The following is a 17,859-nucleotide window of genomic DNA, read 5'->3' on the forward strand; positions in this document are numbered from 1 at the left end:
GTGCTATGTCGTGCGTTCGGGAGGCATTAGCCCATGTTGGCGGCGATGAGCTCGTCGATGGTGCCGTCCTCGGTCAGCGCGGCGATCGCCTCGTTGATCTTGTCGAGAAGCTCGGGGTTGTCCTTGGAGACGGCGATGGCGTACTCCTCGCCGGTCGCGGAGGTCATCACGACATGCTGGTCGGTGTAGGCGCCGTTCAGCATCTGCTGCACCACGGCGCTGTTGCCGCACACGGCGTCGGCCTGGCCTGCGGAGACGGCGGCGAAGGCGTCGGTGAACAGCGGGAACGGGAGCTGCTCGGCGTTGGGGAAGTTCTCGGCGGCGAAGTCGGCGCCGGTCGAGCCGCTCTGGACGGCGATGGTGACCTCGGGCGTGTTCAGGATCTCGGCGGCGTTGTCCTCGGTGATCTCGGTGTTCGTTGACATGACGGCGACCGCCTGGTTGTCGACGTAGTAGGGGTCGGAGAAATCGATCTGGTCCTCGCGCTCCGGGGTGATGGAGATGCCGGAGAGGCCGGCGTCGGCCTGGCCGCCGGCGACGATGGCCGGGATGATGCCGTCGAAGTCGATATTGGTGTAGACGCACTCGAGACCGAGGTACTCGGCGATGGCGCGACCGAGATCCATGTCGAGACCCACGTACTCGCCGTCCTCGAGGTTCTCGAACGGCGGGTAGTCCGGCGAGGTGGCGAACGTCAGCTTGCCGTCCTCGAGCAGCGTGAGCTCGCCGTCGGAGGAGGGCTCGGCAGACCCGGCGTCGGCGGCGCTGCCGGCGCCCGTGGACGCATCGTTGCCGCAGCCGGCGAGACCGAACAGGGCGGCGGCGGTGGTCGCCGCCAGCGGGATGAACTGCCTACGGGTGATATCCATGAGGTTCTCCTTCCAAAAACCTTTGCTATGCGAAGTGTCGACAATCCTAGTTCCATTCGGTGTGCATGAGACGGTAAGTAATATTCATGTAACCGATTCGAAACAGGAATCGTGATTCATAAGTATACGCCTGTAAGCATCACACGAGAAGCAATATGCATATATCTTGGCATATCGGGCATATCCATGCGGCGGGCGGATATGCATATCGGGGTGCGCCGGGCCGACCGGGTCCTAACGGGCATCCGCCATGCTTCGACTTTGTTAAGACTGGTTGGAACCCGCTCGACCTCCCCGCACGGTGCGGCATTTCCGCTATGCTAATGCAGCTGTCGCGATGGGCGGGTCCCTTCCCGCGGCATGCGCGCCCGGGCTGCGCGGTCTACGCAAGCTCGGGAATCTGTAGGCAAGCCGCCCGTTCCGGCACGGGGCGGCACAGATCAAAAGGAGGACCCCGGTGGCACAAGACCACGTCGTCAACCCTGCTGACATCCATTCCATGCATACCCGTACTTGCGGCGAGCTGCGTGCGGCCAATATCGGCGAAGAGGTGACCCTCACCGGCTGGGTGAGCCGTCGCCGCGACCATGGCGGCCTCATCTTCTGCGACCTGCGCGACCGCGAGGGCATCACGCAGTGCACGTTCGACCCCGAGCACGCGGCCGGCGAGGCGTTCCACACCGCTGAGACCATGCGTCCCGAGTGGCCGATCATCGTGCACGGCACCGTCATCGCGCGCGACGCCGACACGGTGAACCCCAAGCTCCCGACCGGCGAGATCGAGGTGCTCACCGACCGCGTCGAGGTGCTCAACCGCTCCAAGACCCCTCCGTTCCAGATCGAGGACGGCATCGAGACCTCTGAGGACACCCGTCTGCGCTATCGCTATCTGGACCTCCGTCGTCCCGAGATGATGGCCAACCTCAAGCTGCGCTCCGACTTCACCTTCGCCATCCGCACGGCGCTTCACGACCGCGCCTTCATGGAGGTCGAGACCCCGAGCCTGTTCAAGTCCACGCCCGAGGGCGCGCGCGACTTCATCGTCCCCTCGCGCCTGCAGCCGGGCAGCTTCTACGCGCTCCCGCAGTCCCCGCAGCTGCTGAAGCAGCTGCTCATGGTGGGTGGCGTCGAGCGTTACTACCAGGTCGCCAAATGCTTCCGCGACGAGGATTTGCGTGCCGACCGCCAGCCCGAGTTCACGCAGGTGGACATCGAGATGAGCTTCGTCGATCAGGATGACGTCATGAGTGCGCTCGAGGACGTGCTGCACGACGCGTTTGCCCACATGGGCGTCGACATGCCCACGCCGCTGCGCCGTCTGAGCTACTGGGACGCCATGGACACCTACGGCTCCGACAAGCCCGACACGCGTTTCGGCATGACGCTCGTCGACCTGACCGACGTGTTCAAGAACTCCAAGTTCAAGGTGTTCGCGGGTGCCGCCAACACCGAGGGTCATGTCGTCAAGGCCATCAACGCCAAGGGTGCGGGCGCCTGGCCGCGCGCTCAGATCGACAAGCTCGCCAAGGTCGCCGAGACCTTCGGCGCCAAGGGTCTCGCCTGGATCGCCTTCCGTGAGGACGGTTCCATCAACAGCCCGATCGTCAAGTTCTTCGACGACGAGGAGATGGACGAGCTCCGCCGCCGCTGCGACGTTGAGCCCGGCGACCTCGTGATGTTCGCCGCCGGTCCGCGTCTCGCCTCCGACGAGATCCTGGGCGGCATGCGCAACCACATGGCGGATGCCCTGGGTATCGAGCGCGCCGGCCACGACTTCCTGTGGGTCGTTGACTTCCCGCTGTTCCACTGGGATGACGAGGCGAAGCGCTACGAGGCCGAGCACCAGCCGTTCACGCTGCCGCACGTCGATGAGCTCGACCTGCTCGAGACCGATCCGCTCGCCATGGGCAGCTGCACCTACGACTTCGTCATGGACGGCTTCGAGGCCGGTGGCGGCGGCATGCGTATCCACGACGCCGACCTGCAGCTCAAGATGCTCGAGTTCATGGGCTTCACCGAGGAGCGCGCGAAGTCCCAGTTCGGCTTCCTCATGGAGGCCCTCACCTTCGGTGCGCCCCCGATGGGCGGTTTCGCGCTCGGTCTCGACCGCGTGTGCATGCTGCTCGCCGGCGCCGATTCCATCCGCGACGTCATGGCGTTCCCCAAGACCTCGAGCGGAAGCGACCTCATGAGCGCTGCGCCCTCCGAGGTCTCGATGGCCCAGCTGAAGGAAGTCGGCCTGCGCCTGATGTAGGTGCGTTTCAGGTGCAAAAGCGTACATAGATTGTTGTAGGGTCCCGGGTGCCGCAGCGCCCGGGGCCCTTCTGTTGCGCCGGTAGCTAGTTGCGGGCGGAGCGGACGCGTATGTGCGATGGGTTCTTAAACTCTGCTTAAGCCAGCGCGCGGCGGCCTGTCGGGCGCGGTCGTTCCGTACAATGGGGGGTGAGCCGAGGAGGTGCGCCCATGTCTGTCCGTTCGTTACGTATCGCTGGTGCCGGTTTCGTTTCCATCGCACTCGCCGCTTCGCTATCCGGATGCCTGGTGACCGACAACCACGCATCGGTCGGGGTTTTTGCGGATGAGGCGGTCCAGAGAGCCCTCGACGATGCGAGCGGTGCTCTCGACGACGTAGCCAGTGCCCTAGACGGCATCAAATCCGATCTCACCGATTCGCTCGGCGACCTGAGTGGCACGCTCGGCACCTTGGGCGACATTCCGGAGCTGCTCGACGACCTGTTCGCCTCGGATGGCGCGGCCACGAAGACCGATCGCGTGGTTGTTGAAGATGCGCAGACCGGCGAGGTGGTCGCCGACATCACGGACGCCGACGGGCTCAAACGCGTCGTCTCGACGTTTTCCGACCTTGATTGCGCGTCCTGGGAGCTCGTGTCTTCCGTGCCTGATACTGCGGAAGACCGCGTGCTGCGCTTCTTCCAGCACGACACGGTGCTGCTGGGTCAATCCGTTGAGAATACCGAGTCCTCCGAGGTGGCTCGCCTGACCACCTTCGACGGGTCGAATGTGATTGAGATCACGGTCCTGCCGCTTGATTTCACGCTTCAGTTCACTATTTCCGACGCTGATCTTGCGGCGCTCAACGGCCTTGCGTGATGGGCGAAATGGGTTCCGTGATATGAGGCACGCGGCGTCGACCCTGATGGGCCGGCGCCACGTCTGCGTGACGGGTGATGGCGCGGGCCGCTACACCTTCTGGCGGACGGCGGTGTCTCGGAAGCAGAAGAGGTCGAGGCGGTGACGGCTCTGGGTGCATTCGATGAGGATACCCTGGGTGTCGAAGGTTTGGCTCGAGACGACCGCGAGGTAGTCCACGCCGTCGAGGTCGAGGACCTCGCGGTCGCGGGCGTTCGCGCGCTCGCCGGTGATGGTGCGCTTGCTCGTGGCGATGCGCAGTCCCAGGTCCCCCTCGATGTACTGGTAGATGGACCGCTCGGCGATGGCGGTGCTCACCGAGGGCACGGTGCGCTTCCTCGATGCCGGTGCGTCGGCACCGAAGGTCATCGCCTTCGAGCGGACGCTCGGCGATGCGCGCCTTGTGACGGTGTGCTCGTTTGACGAGAACGGCTGCCGCGTCGATGGCATCGATCTGGCTGACATGGAGATGCGCATCGGGAACTACGACGATGCCGCCCTGCCCGGTGAGGACGGCGCGCTCGCGCTGCGCCCCTTCGAGGCGGTTGTGTTCACGAGCGGCTGCTAGGCTCAGATAGGCATCCGGGTTCACGCAAAGCCGGTGGTCAAGGTCCCTTTCCGATTGGCTGACAGACAGCCTACGGATGGGGACCTTTCCTGTGGGGGTGCGATTGCGGGCAGAGCGGTGCCGCCCATGGGGTCCGGGCACCTGCGCAGCCGGATCGTATGCGCCGTTCGCGCGCGTGCGGGGTGTTTTACTCGTGCGAAAACCGAGCGCTGCGAGCGCACCTGAGCGCTGTGGACAAAAACGCCTCGAGTGGGACTCCACACAGATGCGGTGGGTATATTGAGCCGCTGTCGAGGGTCACTTTCATTCATAGTTTAGGCACTTTCAGCAGCTAACAAGTGAAAAATATACACAGGTACCTAACTAGTTGTGACGGGACCGAATGTATAGGTCCCACTCGCGCCATTTTTGTCCACGGGAGTGTGAGATTGGCTCGGATGGGCGGTACTCGGCCGCCGTGTGCGGGCCGCCGCGCCGCACCGTGCAGGTTGAGCGGCGCCTCGCGCGCCCGCGCCGTTTCGACCCACAACCTGATCCGGATAATGCCGGCGTAGGGACGATCGCTCGAGACGTACGAGCCCCTACGATGATGCGAGGGGCTCGTTTTTTGCGCCCCGGAAGGGAAGGCCAATGGAGGCGAGCGTAGCGATTCAGGTGCTGCCGCAGAACACGGAGAGCGACGAGGAGACCTGCCGCATCGTCGATGAGGCAATCGCCTACATCATGTCGAAGTTCCCTGATGCGTACGTGGGTCCGTTCGAGACTGCCATCGAAGGCGATTACGACCTGTGCATGGAGGTGCTCGCCGAGGTGAACCGCATCGTCATCAAGGCCGGTGCCGACAAGGTCGCCACGTACGCCAAGATCTTCTACGCGCCGGAGCGCGGTCTCATGACGACCGAGCAGAAGGTCGGGAAGTACCATGAGTCCGAGGCGTAAGCAGGCGCCTGCCGCCGTGCGGTCCGCGGGCGTGAACCCGCTTCTGGGTAAGCTCGCGGCACCGGTCACGGTGATCGCGCTGATCGCGCTGTGGCAGCTCGTGTGCTCGGTCGGGCTCGTGCCCTCGTTTTTTGCTGCCGAGTCCGGTGGCGGTCGTGGAGGCGCTCGTCGAGGACTGGCCGCTGCTTGTCGGCCATGCCGCGACCTCGCTTGCCGAGGCGGCTGTCGGCCTTGGGTGCGGCATCGCCCTCGGTTTCGCCGCGGCCATCCTCATGGATCGCTTCGAGCTCGTCTACCGTGCGTTTTACCCGCTTGTCGTGCTCACGCAGACCGTTCCCACCGTGGTCATCGCGCCGCTGCTCGTGCTGTGGTTCGGCTACGGCATGCTGTTCAAGGTCGTGCTTATCGTCATCACGACGTTTTCCCCATCACGGTGGGGCTGCTCGACGGATTCCGCTCGGTCGACCCGGACGTTATCGACCTCATGCGTTCCATGGGGGCGAGCCGCGCGCAGATCATGCGCCACGCGAAGCTTCCGGCGTCACTCGGTCACCTGTTCTCGGGTCTGAAGATCTCGGCGACCTATGCCATCGTGGGCGCGGTCATCGCCGAGTGGCTCGGCGGTTTCTCGGGCCTGGGCGTCTACATGACGCGTGTGCGCAGCGCCTACGCGTTCGACAAGATGTTCGCCGTCATCGTTCTCATCTCGGCGCTGTCGCTTGTTCTCATGTGGGCCGTCGGTGTCCTGCGCCGCCGCCTCATGCCCTGGGAGCGTACCGAGAAGTAGGAGCACCTGGGCACCTGCCGCCGGCGTGCCTGTGCGGGCGCGCCATCCATCACGTTTGCTATCGGAGGAGATCATGTCTCATATCGAAACCATCGACCAGCTGATCGCTCGTTGCACACTTACCCGCCGCGGCCTGCTTACCCGCGGCATCGCAGCTGCCGGCGTGCTCGGCGCGGCTGCCCTTGCCGGCTGCGGCAACGCCGCCGCACCTGCGGGAGGCAGCGCGGGCGGCGCCTCGTCCAATCTGAAGAAGATCACCTTCGCGCTCGACTGGACGCCGAATACCAACCATACCGGCGTCTATGTCGCAGCCGCCCGTGGGTATTACAAGGACGCCGGTCTCGATGTCGAGATCGTGCAGGCTCCCGAGAACGGCGCCGACGCGCTCGTCGCCACCGGCGAGGCGCAGTTCGGCGTGAGCTTCCAGGACACCATGGCGAGCTATGTGTCGAGCGAGGATAGCCGTCTTCCCGTAAGCGCCGTGGCGGCCATCATCCAGCACAACACGTCGGGCATTATCAGCCGCGCCGAGAAGGGCATCACGCATCCGGCGGCCATGATGGATCACACCTACGCCACGTGGGAGGGCCCCATCGAGCAGGGCGTGATCCGTCGCTGCGTGGAGGCAGACGGCGGCGACTTCAGCCGCGTCCAGATGATCCCCTCGACGGTGACCGACGAGGTGACGGCGCTTGAGACCGACCAGGTGGATACCATCTGGATCTACTGGGCGTGGGCGGGCGTGAAGTGCGATCTTGCGGGCCTCGACACCAACTATTTCGCCTTTGCCGACATCGATCCGGTCTTCGACTTCTATACGCCGGTCATCATCGCCAATAACGATTTCATCGCCGACGAGCCCGAGACGGCCCAGGCGTTTATCGACGCCACGCGGCGCGGTTACGAGGACTGCATCGCCGATCCGGACGCTGCGGCCGACGTGTTGCTCGAGTCCTCGCCCGAGCTCGACGAAGAGCTCGTACGCGCGAGCCAGGAGTACCTTGCCGACCAATACCAGGCTGACGCAGCCCAGTGGGGCGAGATCGACCAGGAGCGCTGGGATGCGTTTTTCAGCTGGGTGGGCGACCAGGGGTTCGTGCCCGCCATCGAGCCGGGTGCCGGACTGGACCTTCAGTTCATCGAGGCGTAAACGAGGCGGGGGCGGATATGCGCGCGCAACAGGGAGGTAGCGGTGGCACAGCTTGATGTGGAGCACGTGAGCGTCGGGTTCGACGGGGTGCAGGTGCTCGATGACGTGAGCCTGACGGTGGCGTCGGGCCATATCGCCTGTCTGCTGGGGCCGTCGGGCTGCGGCAAGACCACGCTGTTCCATGTGGTCGCGGGTCTCGGCCTGCCCGATGCCGGTCGCGTGCTGCTCGACGGTCGCGACATCACCGGCGTGCCCGGGCAGCTCGCCTACATGCTGCAGAAAGATCTGCTGCTACCGGAGAAGACCATTCAGGACAACGTGTCGCTGCCGCTCGTCTTGCGAGGTGTCCCGCGCGCCGAGGCTCGCGCCCGTGCGCGCGAGCTGTTCGACACGTTCGGCCTTGCGGGCACCGAGGAGCGCTGGCCCTCGGAGCTTTCCGGCGGCATGCGTCAGCGTGCGGCGCTGTTGCGCAGCTACCTGTTCAGCCAGGAGTTCATGCTACTCGACGAGCCGTTCTCGGCGCTCGACGCCTTTACGAAGGCCGACATACATGCATGGTTTCTGGGCGTTGCCGAGCGCTTCGGCACGACGGCGCTCGTGGTGACGCATGACGTCGACGAGGCGCTCGAGATCGCCGACGAGATCTTCGTGATGCGTGGTGCCCCGCAGGCGGGCGTACCCACACGCATCGTCGGGGTGGAGCGCATCACGTGCCCACGTGACGAGCGCGCCGGCTTCGCGCTCACCGAGGACTTTCTCGCGCACAAGCGGCACGTGCTCGGGTTTTTGGGATAGCCCGGAGGCGCGCTTCCGCGCGGTTCTCGGGTCTCGCCTCAAGGCGGTTTCGAAGGGAGGGGCCCTAAGCGGGCCCCTCCCGCGTTATGGCCTCATCCGGCCGCGTCGGGGCAGCAGGCGCAGGTTCGGTTAGCCCATACTAACTGTTACCCATCCTATAACATATGTCAGCCACAGGTAACTTTTTTGGGCGAATCGCCCACATCCCCTTCACAACATGTTAGCCTTGTGCTAGTTTACCGTACGAAACATAGACGAGGCTAACTCCATAGCCGCACCGTCTATGGAGTCCGACCGAGACGACGAGACGAGGAGGTATCGCGACGATGAGTCAGGGACCGCAGGCTCCGGCCATGCCGCTATCCATGCGCAAGCCGGGGGAGACGGTGATGGTCTGCCGCGTACGCGGCGACGAGGGCCTCAAGCACCATCTGGCGAACATCGGGTTTGTCGATGGCTCGGAGGTGCACGTGGTGTCCTCCAGCGCCTCCAACATCATCGTGACGGTCAAGGGCGCGCGGTTCGGGCTCGACGCCAAGGTGGCCCAGCGCGTTATGACGGTATAGGTGCATGCGAGGCGCTCTATTCGATGTCCGAGCCCGCTCGCTGAAAGCGGGGCTGATATCGAGCAATCGCATGGTCACACTACAGGAAGGGGGAACCACATGAAGACACTGGGAGATGTGGCGGTGGGCGATAGCTCCACCATCGTCAAGCTGCACGGCACGGGCGCGCTCCGTCGCCACCTGATGGACCTCGGGCTCATCAAGGGCACGCAGTTCAAGGTCGTGAAGGTCGCTCCGCTGGGCGATCCGATCCAGATCACCGTCCGCGGCTACGAGCTCTCCATCCGCAAGGAGGAGGCTGCTATCGTCGAGGTGCAGTAGCAGCGTCTCTGAAGGACGTTTGCGCAGGTAGAGTTAGTTGTTTCTAACTCGTGTGCCTCCCGGGGAGATGAGGTGCGTTCGGGATGTTCGCGCGGCATGTCGGTACGGTGGCCGGAGTCGTACGCCGAACACCCTCTGTATCCTCTCTGCACCCCATCGCCCCAGGGGGCACGCAGACGACAGCTCAGTAACGTATCCAAGTTTCAAAGCCTACACGGAAGAAGGAATGCATGGCGGCTTCACAGCTTCATGTCGCGCTGGCGGGTAACCCCAATTGCGGCAAGACCACGCTCTTCAACCTGATCACCGGCCAGAACGGCTATGTCGGCAACTGGCCCGGCGTCACGGTTGAGAAGAAGGAGGCCAAGCTGACCAGTGACAAGAGCGTCACGATCACGGACCTCCCGGGTATCTATTCTCTTTCCCCCTACAGCCCCGAGGAGAGGGTCTCGCGCGATTACCTCATGAGCGGCGAGCCCGACGTCGTGATCCAGGTCATCGACGCCACGAACCTCGAGCGCAACCTGTACCTAGCGCTGCAGGTCGTCGAGACCGGTCTGCCCGTCGTCGCCGCGCTCAACATGGCCGACCTCGTCGAGAAGAACGGCGACAAGATCGACACCAAGGCGCTCTCCCGAAGCCTCGGGTGCCCGGTCGTGATGATCTCGGCGCTGCGCAACACCGGTGTCGACGAGCTTCTCGCCGAGGCCAAGAAGGCCGCCGCCGCCAAGGGGACCACGCCCGAGCATCGGTTCGACTCTGCGATCGAGGATGTCCTCGCCAAGATCGAGGACCTGCTGCCGGCGTCCGTTCCCGCCTCGAAGCGCCGCTACTATGCGGTCAAGCTCTTCGAGCGCGACGAGGACGCCTCGCGTCTCATCAACCTCACGAAGGACAACGCCTCCAAGGTCGAGGAGCTTATCGCCGCATGCGAGAAGGATTGCGACGATGACGCGGAGTCCATCATCACGGGCGAGCGCTATGCCGTCATCGCGCACATGATTGACGGCTGCCTGAAGAAGGCCCCCGAGCGCATGAGCACCTCCGAGAAGATCGACCGCATCGTCACCAACCGCATCCTCGGTCTGCCCCTGTTCATCCTCATCATGTGGGCCGTGTACTCCATCGCCACCGGTGCCGACGCGTTCGGCACCGCCGGCACCGACTGGGTGAACGACAACCTGTTCGGCGAGGGCTTCGAGCTGTTCGGCATGCAGTTTCCGTCCATCCCCGGCGTCATCGAGGGCTGGCTTGTCGCCGCGGGCGCGAGCGATCTTGTCCAGAGCCTCGTGCTCGACGGCATCGTCGCGGGCGTGGGCGCCGTCCTCGGATTCATCCCGCAGATGTTCGTCCTGTTCGTGCTCCTGTCGTTCCTCGAGGACTGCGGCTACATGGCGCGCGTCGCGTTCGTGATGGACCGTGTCTTCCGCCGCTTCGGCCTGTCCGGCAAGTCGTTCATCCCCATGCTCGTTTCCACGGGCTGCGGCGTGCCCGGCGTGCTCGCCACCAAGACCATCGAGAACGAGAAGGACCGCCGCATGACGGTCATGACCACGACGTTCATCCCCTGCGGCGCGAAGCTCCCCATCATCGCGCTGCTCATGGGCGCCATGGTGGGCGATGCCGAGGCCAGCTGGATCTCGCCTCTGTTCTACTTCCTGGGCGTGGTCGCCGTCATCGTCTCGGGCATCATGCTCAAGAAGACGAAGCTCTTCGCCGGTCGCCCGACGCCTTTCGTGATGGAGCTCCCGAGCTATCACTTCCCCTCGATCCGCTCGTGGTGGCTGCATATCTGGGAGCGCGTGTCCGCCTACATCAAGAAGGCCTTCACGATCATCTTCGCCTCCACGATCGTCGTGTGGTTCCTCTCCAACTTCGGCTTCTACGAGGGTGCCTTCGGCTTCCTGCCCGCCATGGAGGGCATCCCGGGGGAGTTCACCGACTACTCCGTGCTCGCCATGATCGGCGGCGCCATCGCCTTCATCTTCGCTCCGCTCGGTTTCGACTCCTGGCAGGCCACGGCCATGTCCATCACCGGTCTCGTCGCCAAGGAGAACGTCGTCGCGACCGCGTCCTCGCTGCTGCACATCGCTGACGGCACCGAGACCGACCCGAACCTGTGGACCGCGTTCGCCGGTATGTTCCCGTCCATGGGCGCCATCGCCGCGTTCGGCGCGTTCAACCTGCTGTGCGCCCCCTGCTTCGCTGCCATGGGCACCATCCGCGCCCAGATGAATTCCGCCAAGTGGACTGCGATCGCCATCGGCTACGAGTGTGCGTTCGCCTGGGTCGTCGGTCTCATGATCAACCAGTTCTACCTGCTGGCTACCGGCGTCTTCAGCTTCTGGACCATCGTCGCCATCGCCTTCGCCGCGGCGATCCTCTTCCAGCTGTTCCGCCCGATGCCCAAGTGGGCATGGGACGACGACCGCGAGACCGTCGCTCCCGCCGGGGTCACCGCATAAGGGGTCACGGTTGCCCCTGGGAGACAGCCCGCGCCTCGTTCGGACCGCCGCCTGCCGCCTTGCGCCGCAGGCGGCGGTCCTCCTGTATGGGTACATGGCGTGTCGGGTGCCCATGATGCTTCTCACCCCTTGCCGCACCCGGTCGCCGCCCTTCGGGTGAGCGCGGGAGGGGGGCAGGTGTCTTCGTTTGCACGAAGATGCGTGCGGAGCATCGGGGTTTCACCTGGCTTCTGAGGGCCGCATGCGTTAAAGTTACCATGAGCAAACAACGAGGAGAAACCATGGGTCCCATCGATTTCATCATCTTGGCCATCATCGCCGTCGCCTTCATCGGCGTGTGCATCCGCATCAAGCGCAAGGGCAGCTGCGCCGATTGCGGGTCGGCGGAAGGCTGTTCGGGGCATTGCTCCGGCTCGCACAAGGGGGGCTGCCCGGCGTGCAAGGGCGTCGACCAGGTGGCCGCGGAGCTCGGGCGCGGCGTGAAGTAGGCCGGGAGGTCGGGACGCGGGCGCGCGCCCGCCTCCTTCTCGACATGGCGCGGCGGTCCTGGCGCGCCGCTTACGGCGGGGCGAACCGCAAATCAAATCCGGTCCGGATACCGTCTACGGTTGTGATTTTCACGGTTTGGGGGATGCGTGGTACATTGAGTTAGACGAAGTGGCAACACGGGGGAGGAACCATGGCCGCATCGACGGGAGTCGTCAACACCATTCTGTCCGCATACGGGCGCATGTCCGAGGCGGAGCGGCGCGTTGCCGACTTCATACTGTCCAGGGAGGACGGCGTGTCCTCGCTGACGGCCGGCGAGATCGCCCGGCGTGCCGGCACGTCGAACACCAGCGTGTCACGGTTCGTGAAGACCCTCGGTTACGACAGCTTCGCGCACCTGCGGCTCGCGCTCGCCCGCGAGGAGGCGGAGATGCGCGAGCGCTCGAGTTCCGGCGTGCGCGAGATCACGCTCGCCGATGTGCCCGGCTCCGCCCGCTGCCTGCTCGACAACAAGATCGATGAGCTGAACGACACGTTCTCCCAGCTCGATATGGATGTCATAGAGAAGGTCGCCCGCGTCATCCAGACCTCGGGCACGGTCATGTTTGTGGGGGTGGGCAGCTCGCTGTCGTTCGCCCAGATGATGGCCATCAAGTTCTCGCAGGTGGGCGTGCGGGCTGTCTCTCCGGCGACGACGGATGCCGCGGCGATCATGGCGATGCTGCTCACGTCGGAGGACTGCATCGTGTTCATCTCCAACTCCGGTGCCTCGCGCCGGCTGAACATCATCATGGAGAACGCGATCGACTCTGCCATCAAGACCGTGGTCATCTCGAGCGACGACCGATCGTATCTGGCCGAGCACGCCGACCTCTTCGTGCGCGTCGCCCTGCGCGACCAGCTCCTCGCGCGCGACTTCATGTTCTCGCACAATTCCGCGAACTACGTGCTCGAGCTCGTGTTCATGCTGCTGTACCACGAGTCCACGGATGCCGGCGAGTACATGTGCATGTTCCACAAGACGTTTGCGGAGGAGAAGCTCGCCGACGCGCCCAACGGGCAATAGCCGGCCGTTCGCGGGCGGGCAACGACCGTTTAGGGAATCATTTTCAGAAACTTTGACTAATCCTCCTCGCGATGTCAGTGAAGTTCGGCTTGGCGCCGCTCTCCTTCATCATGCTCGGCTCCCCGATCAGGTTTCTCTCCATATCGCCCTCCCGTGGTAGGCCACGGTCGAGCGTATGCCGTTGGTGGAAACGGTGAAAGAACGTTGGCGCGATCGGCGAGGGCGCGTTGGCGGATTCGGCGCGACCCGTTGGCCTGAACGGTGAAACTCAGATTAGCAATAACACCGACAACGGGAGCCTCTACAGGAGCCGGGACTTCAACGCCCCGCTGAGGTCCGAGGGGGTGCGCCACAAGTACACGCGCCCCTACAGCCCCTGGCAGAACGGGAAGGTCGAGCGGATGAACCGGACGCTCGCCCAGGAGTGGCGGTACGGGCGCGCCTGGGCGAGCGAGGCGGAGATGGCCGAGGCCCTGCCCGCCTACATCGAGCGCTACAATTGGAGCCGTCCGCACAGCGCCTGCGGGGGCCTGCCGCCCATGTCGCGCATCGTCGGCGTAAACAACCTATTGGCACACAACACCTAGCGATTCTCGCGCTGCGGCTCGCGACGTGGCGGTATCGCGTCTTAGCGCACACGGTAACCGGGTGGAAACATGGCTGTGCAACAATAGCTGACCATCCTACCTAGAGAAGTCCCGTGCGCTGCGGAAAGGTGCCCCCATGGATAAAAGCCAGAACATCGACTTCGTCCTCCGTACCGTCGAGGAGCGCGACATCCGCTTCGTGCGCCTGTGGTTCGTCGACGTGCTCGGGCGCCTCAAGAGTCTGGCTATCAGCCCGGAGGACCTCGAGGCCGCGTTCGAGGAGGGCATCGGCTTCGACGGCTCGGCCATCGACGGCTTCACGGCGCCCGAAGAGGCCGACATGCTCGCTTTTCCGGATCCCTCCACGTTCCAGGTGCTGCCGTGGCGTCCGTCGAGCGACGGCGTCGCGCGCATCTTCTGCGACGTGTGCACCCCGGACCGCAAGCCCTTCGAGGGCGACCCGCGCAACTGCCTGCGCCACATGTTCCATCGTGCCGAGAAGGCCGGCTTCCTCATGAACGTGGGCACCGAGCTCGAGTTCTACTACTTCCCCGACGAGCACACGCCCGCGCCGCTCGACAACGTGGGCTACTTCGACCTTTTGCCCTCGGACTCGGCGCGCGACGTCCGTCGCAACACCGTGCTCACGCTCGAGAAGATGAGCGTGCCGGTGGAGTACACCTTCCATTCGTCCGGTCCCTCGCAGCACGGCATCTCGCTGCGCCATGCCGAGGCGCTCACCATGTCGGACGCCATCATGACGGCGAAGCACATCATCCGTCTCGAGGCGTTCCAGGCGGGCGTGCACGCGTCGTTCATGCCGAAGCCCATCACCGGCGAGGCGTCCTCGGCGATGTTTCTGCACCAGTCGCTGTTCGACTATAAGGGCAACAACGTCTTCTACGGCGAGGACGACCCGGTCTACCACCTGTCGCCTGTCGCGAAAAGCTACATGGCCGGCATCCTCGCGCATGCGGCCGAGATCACCGCGATCACGAACCCGACGGTGAACTCCTATAAGCGCCTGGCGCCCGGGCGCGGCAACACCGCCCCGACGCATGCCACCTGGGGCCTGCGCAACCGTGCGGCGATGATCCGCATCCCCATCTACAAGCCGGGCAAGCAGCTCTCCACCCGCATCGAGCTGCGCAGCCCCGACCCGATGGCAAACCCCTATCTCGCCTGCGCCGTGACGCTCGCCGCCGGCCTGGACGGCATCAAGCGCGGGCTCGAGCTGCCGCCGGAGACGGAGTTCACCGATACGGACCTTTCGGGCAACGAGCTCACGAAGCTCGGCTACACGCCGCTTCCGCGCAACTTGGACGAGGCGCTCGACGTCTTCGAGGACTCCGCGTTCATGAAGGATGCCCTGGGCGAGCATATCCACGGGTTCTTCCTGCGCAAGAAGCGCTGCGAGTGGCGCAAGTACGCCTCCACGGTGTCCCAGTGGGAGGTCGAGCAGTACCTCGCGAACTCCTAGGGGGCTCGGGTTGCCGACGCGGTGCTCTGCAGCTGCACCGCTTTAGCTTGACGGTGCGCCGCTGCAAGCGGGATGCGCCAGCTGGTATGATTACCGAAACGAGAGGAGGGTGGCATGTCGGAGAAACACGCTCTGTTCATGGCGCGCACGACGCGCTACTACGACTTCGCCCAGTCGCTGACCCAGACGCTGGGCATCGAGGTCAGTGCCGCCACGCCCGATTCACCGACTGCGGCCCGTGATTTCGACGTGCTGATCTTGGATGCCGACGGTATCCGCAACGACCGGATCGAGCAGATCGCGAAGTGGCTCGACGATCGCGGCAACATCCCCATGCTCGTGCTGGTGGACGATGACACGCTGGCGAGCCTGCACATGCCCGCGCGCTCGCGCTCCGATTTCATCTGCTCGGGCGCGAGCGAGACGGAGCTCGAGGTGCGCACGCGGCGCCTGCTGGGCGAAGAGGAGGCGTTCTCGGTCGATGACGTGCTGCGCGTCGACAACATGACGATCAACCTCGCCACCTATCAGGTGTATCTGGACGACAAGCCGGTCGACCTCACGCTCATGGAGTACTCGCTGCTGTCGTTTCTGGCCATGCACCCGAACCGCGCCTACAGCCGCGAGGTGCTGCTGCACCGCGTGTGGGGCTTCGAGTACTGCGGCGGCACGCGCACGGTGGACGTCCACATCAGGCGGATCCGCTCCAAGGTGGGTCCGCAGATCGCGGCGCACATCACGACCGTCCGCGGCGTGGGCTATCTGTTCAAGGGATAGCGCGAGATAACATCATTGCTGGTAAAACGGGGTCCTCGGGCCCCGTTTCTCATATGGATGCCCCGTGCGGCTCCCAGGTGGGCAAGGGGGGTCGGCTGTGCACCTTGTGGCGGGAACCTTACGAATCGCTTAACTCAAAACGCATGTGCGCTTGATGCATTTCAGTTAGGGGTACAACGATAGAGACCGAAAGGTTGCGCAGACAGTCTATGCCTTAACGATCCATATCCATATGAAAGGACGAAGCGATATGAGTGACAACACGCCCCAGCGCCCCGATGGCCTGAACGATACTCCCGGAATGCAGCCGCGTGTCCAGGTGGAGCCCACGCCGGCGCATCCCGCAGACGCCACGCAGGTGAACAAGACGACGGAGATGCCGGGTGCCGGCGCGCACGCCGCTGAGCACGCCGCGGGCCACGCCGCTCCGCACACCGAGACCGTGAGCCGCACGGTCGTGAAGACGAAGACGAAGGGATTCCCGATCTTTCTGAGCTCGCTTGCCGGCCTTGCCGTCGGCGCGGTGCTCGTGATCGCACTCGTGATGACCGGTGCGCTCAACATCGACCGCGGCGGAAGCGTGACGGCTGCCACGCCCGACTCGACGACGCAGTCGATCAAGATCGATGCGGAGGACACGACGCTCGCCGAGACCGTGGCGGCCAAGGCCCTGCCCTCGGTCGTCTCCATCTCCACCGAGATCGCCTCTTCCGGCATGGGTGACTCCTCATCGGCCAGCTCGGGCAACATCGGCTCCGGCGTGATCCTCGACACGGACGGAAACATCCTCACGAACAACCACGTGGTCGAGGGCGCGACGAGCATCGTGGTGACGCTTGACGACGGCTCGTCCTTCGAAGCCGAGCTCGTGGGTGCCGATTCCTCGAGCGATTTGGCGGTCATCAAGCTCACGAATGCCGACGGCGCGTCGCTCACCCCGATCGAGATCGGTGACTCTGACGACCTGAGCGTGGGCGAGTGGGTCATGGCGATCGGCAGCCCGTTCGGCAACGAGCAGTCCGTATCCACGGGCATCGTGAGCGCCCTGTATCGCTCCACCGCGCTTTCGAGCACGTCGGGCACGTCGATCTACGCGAACATGATCCAGACCGATGCCGCCATCAACCCCGGCAACTCCGGCGGCGCGCTCGTGAACGACCAGGGCGAGCTTATCGGCATCAACTCGGTGATCGAGTCCTACTCCGGCTCGAGCTCGGGCGTGGGCTTCGCGATCCCGGTGAACTACGCGAAAAACATCGCCGACCAGATCATCGCCGGCAAGACCCCCGTCCACTCCTACCTGGGCGTCACGCTGACGAGCGTGAACGCGTGGAACGCGCGCCAGAACAACCTCGCGGTCGACAGCGGCGCGTACGTGAACGAGGTTGTGGCCGACGGCCCCGCCGCCCAAGCGGGCATCCAGCAGGGCGACATCATCACCGCGGTGAACGGCGAGGCGATCACCTCGGCGGACGGCCTGATCATCGCCATTCGCGAGCACGAGGTGGGCGAGAAGGTCACCCTGACCGTCATGCGCGGCACCGAGGAGCAGCAGGTCGAGGTCACCCTCGGCTCCGACGAGGCGCTGCAGGCTGAGCAGCAGGATGCGACCGAGGGCAACGGCTCGGGCGGCAACAACATGACCGAGGAGCAGTTCCTCCAGTACCTGCAGGAGCTCATGGGCGGCGGTATGCGCTAACGCGACGCATACGCGAACATGATGTGAAGCTGCCAGAGGGCGGTCCGGTGGGAACCGGGCCGCCCTTTGTCCTCGTTGGGGACGGGGCGGTTTGGAGACATCCTGCGCCCGGCCGGGCGCAGGATGTCTCCAAACCGCCCCGTCCCCAACG

17 protein-coding genes and 2 pseudogenes are annotated in these 17,859 nt (G+C 64.6%); 16 read left to right on the forward strand and 3 right to left on the reverse strand.

Annotated elements, in window-relative coordinates:
* Nucleotides 1-26: 26 nt before the first annotated feature.
* A complete protein-coding gene (locus tag H6A21_RS04415) occupies nucleotides 27-869 on the reverse strand; it encodes an ABC transporter substrate-binding protein (protein ID WP_204560649.1) in 843 nt (280 codons plus the stop codon).
* Nucleotides 870-1,368: 499 nt separating this feature from the next.
* On the opposite strand from H6A21_RS04415, the gene aspS reads away from it, so the two are divergent.
* Both aspS and H6A21_RS04425 read left to right on the forward strand, forming a co-directional pair.
* A complete protein-coding gene (aspS, locus tag H6A21_RS04420; protein ID WP_204560680.1) occupies nucleotides 1,369-3,123 on the forward strand; it encodes an aspartate--tRNA ligase in 1,755 nt (584 codons plus the stop codon).
* A 209-nt stretch (nucleotides 3,124-3,332) separates the two neighbouring features.
* Nucleotides 3,333-3,980: a hypothetical protein gene (locus H6A21_RS04425; protein ID WP_204560651.1), complete on the forward strand. Its 648-nt coding sequence runs from the start codon at nucleotides 3,333-3,335 to the stop codon at nucleotides 3,978-3,980.
* Nucleotides 3,981-4,070: 90 nt separating this feature from the next.
* Here the strand turns inward: H6A21_RS04425 and H6A21_RS04430 are convergent, their stop codons facing one another.
* Nucleotides 4,071-4,346 (reverse strand): UTRA domain-containing protein, encoded by a 276-nt coding sequence (locus H6A21_RS04430; protein ID WP_342636061.1) that lies wholly within the window; start codon nucleotides 4,344-4,346, stop codon nucleotides 4,071-4,073.
* Between H6A21_RS04430 and H6A21_RS10930 the strand changes: the two genes are divergently transcribed.
* The gene (locus tag H6A21_RS10930; RefSeq protein ID WP_239462662.1) at nucleotides 4,324-4,587 is read left to right on the forward strand and encodes an alpha-glucosidase C-terminal domain-containing protein; all 264 of its coding nucleotides are present in this window, start codon (nucleotides 4,324-4,326) and stop codon (nucleotides 4,585-4,587) included. The two genes, H6A21_RS04430 and H6A21_RS10930, sit on opposite strands and share 23 nt — an antisense overlap.
* Here the strand turns inward: H6A21_RS10930 and H6A21_RS11285 are convergent.
* Nucleotides 4,534-4,848 (reverse strand): annotated as a pseudogene (locus H6A21_RS11285) (hypothetical protein); the annotation flags it as partial. The gene H6A21_RS10930 and the pseudogene H6A21_RS11285 sit on opposite strands and share 54 nt — an antisense overlap.
* Nucleotides 4,849-5,217: 369 nt before the next feature.
* On the opposite strand from H6A21_RS11285, the gene H6A21_RS04435 reads away from it, so the two are divergent.
* From H6A21_RS04435 to H6A21_RS04495, 13 genes and pseudogenes are all read left to right on the forward strand, one after another.
* Nucleotides 5,218-5,526 (forward strand): thiamine-binding protein, encoded by a 309-nt coding sequence (locus tag H6A21_RS04435; protein WP_204560654.1) that lies wholly within the window; start codon nucleotides 5,218-5,220, stop codon nucleotides 5,524-5,526.
* A 272-nt stretch (nucleotides 5,527-5,798) separates the two neighbouring features.
* Nucleotides 5,799-6,313: pseudogene (locus H6A21_RS04440) on the forward strand (ABC transporter permease).
* Nucleotides 6,314-6,386: 73 nt separating this feature from the next.
* The gene (locus H6A21_RS04445) at nucleotides 6,387-7,463 is read left to right on the forward strand and encodes an ABC transporter substrate-binding protein (protein WP_204560656.1); all 1,077 of its coding nucleotides are present in this window, start codon (nucleotides 6,387-6,389) and stop codon (nucleotides 7,461-7,463) included.
* A 42-nt stretch (nucleotides 7,464-7,505) separates the two neighbouring features.
* The gene (locus H6A21_RS04450) at nucleotides 7,506-8,258 is read left to right on the forward strand and encodes an ATP-binding cassette domain-containing protein (RefSeq protein ID WP_204560658.1); all 753 of its coding nucleotides are present in this window, start codon (nucleotides 7,506-7,508) and stop codon (nucleotides 8,256-8,258) included.
* Between the two features lie 326 nt (nucleotides 8,259-8,584).
* Entirely contained in the window at nucleotides 8,585-8,824 is a 240-nt protein-coding gene (locus H6A21_RS04455) for a FeoA family protein (RefSeq protein ID WP_204560660.1), read from the forward strand.
* Between the two features lie 99 nt (nucleotides 8,825-8,923).
* On the forward strand, nucleotides 8,924-9,145 hold the full coding sequence (locus H6A21_RS04460; protein WP_204560661.1) for a FeoA family protein: 222 nt from the start codon (nucleotides 8,924-8,926) through the stop codon (nucleotides 9,143-9,145).
* A 230-nt stretch (nucleotides 9,146-9,375) separates the two neighbouring features.
* Entirely contained in the window at nucleotides 9,376-11,610 is a 2,235-nt protein-coding gene (gene feoB, locus H6A21_RS04465) for a ferrous iron transport protein B (protein WP_204560663.1), read from the forward strand.
* 281 nt (nucleotides 11,611-11,891) lie between these two features.
* Nucleotides 11,892-12,098, forward strand: a complete 207-nt coding sequence (locus H6A21_RS04470; protein WP_204560664.1) for a hypothetical protein — start codon at nucleotides 11,892-11,894, stop codon at nucleotides 12,096-12,098.
* 191 nt (nucleotides 12,099-12,289) lie between these two features.
* Nucleotides 12,290-13,165, forward strand: coding sequence for a MurR/RpiR family transcriptional regulator (locus H6A21_RS04475; protein ID WP_204560666.1), 876 nt, complete (start codon nucleotides 12,290-12,292; stop codon nucleotides 13,163-13,165).
* Between the two features lie 344 nt (nucleotides 13,166-13,509).
* Nucleotides 13,510-13,752 (forward strand): integrase core domain-containing protein, encoded by a 243-nt coding sequence (locus H6A21_RS11125; protein ID WP_204560668.1) that lies wholly within the window; start codon nucleotides 13,510-13,512, stop codon nucleotides 13,750-13,752.
* Nucleotides 13,753-13,888: 136 nt separating this feature from the next.
* Complete coding sequence (locus tag H6A21_RS04485) at nucleotides 13,889-15,232, forward strand: glutamine synthetase family protein (protein WP_204560670.1); 1,344 nt, start codon at nucleotides 13,889-13,891, stop codon at nucleotides 15,230-15,232.
* A 114-nt stretch (nucleotides 15,233-15,346) separates the two neighbouring features.
* Entirely contained in the window at nucleotides 15,347-16,009 is a 663-nt protein-coding gene (locus tag H6A21_RS04490) for a response regulator transcription factor (protein WP_204560672.1), read from the forward strand.
* 250 nt (nucleotides 16,010-16,259) lie between these two features.
* On the forward strand, nucleotides 16,260-17,708 hold the full coding sequence (locus H6A21_RS04495) for a S1C family serine protease (RefSeq protein WP_204560674.1): 1,449 nt from the start codon (nucleotides 16,260-16,262) through the stop codon (nucleotides 17,706-17,708).
* Nucleotides 17,709-17,859: the final 151 nt, after the last annotated feature.

This window comes from Collinsella tanakaei (assembly GCF_016902615.1).
Taxonomy (GTDB): domain Bacteria; phylum Actinomycetota; class Coriobacteriia; order Coriobacteriales; family Coriobacteriaceae; genus Collinsella; species Collinsella tanakaei_A.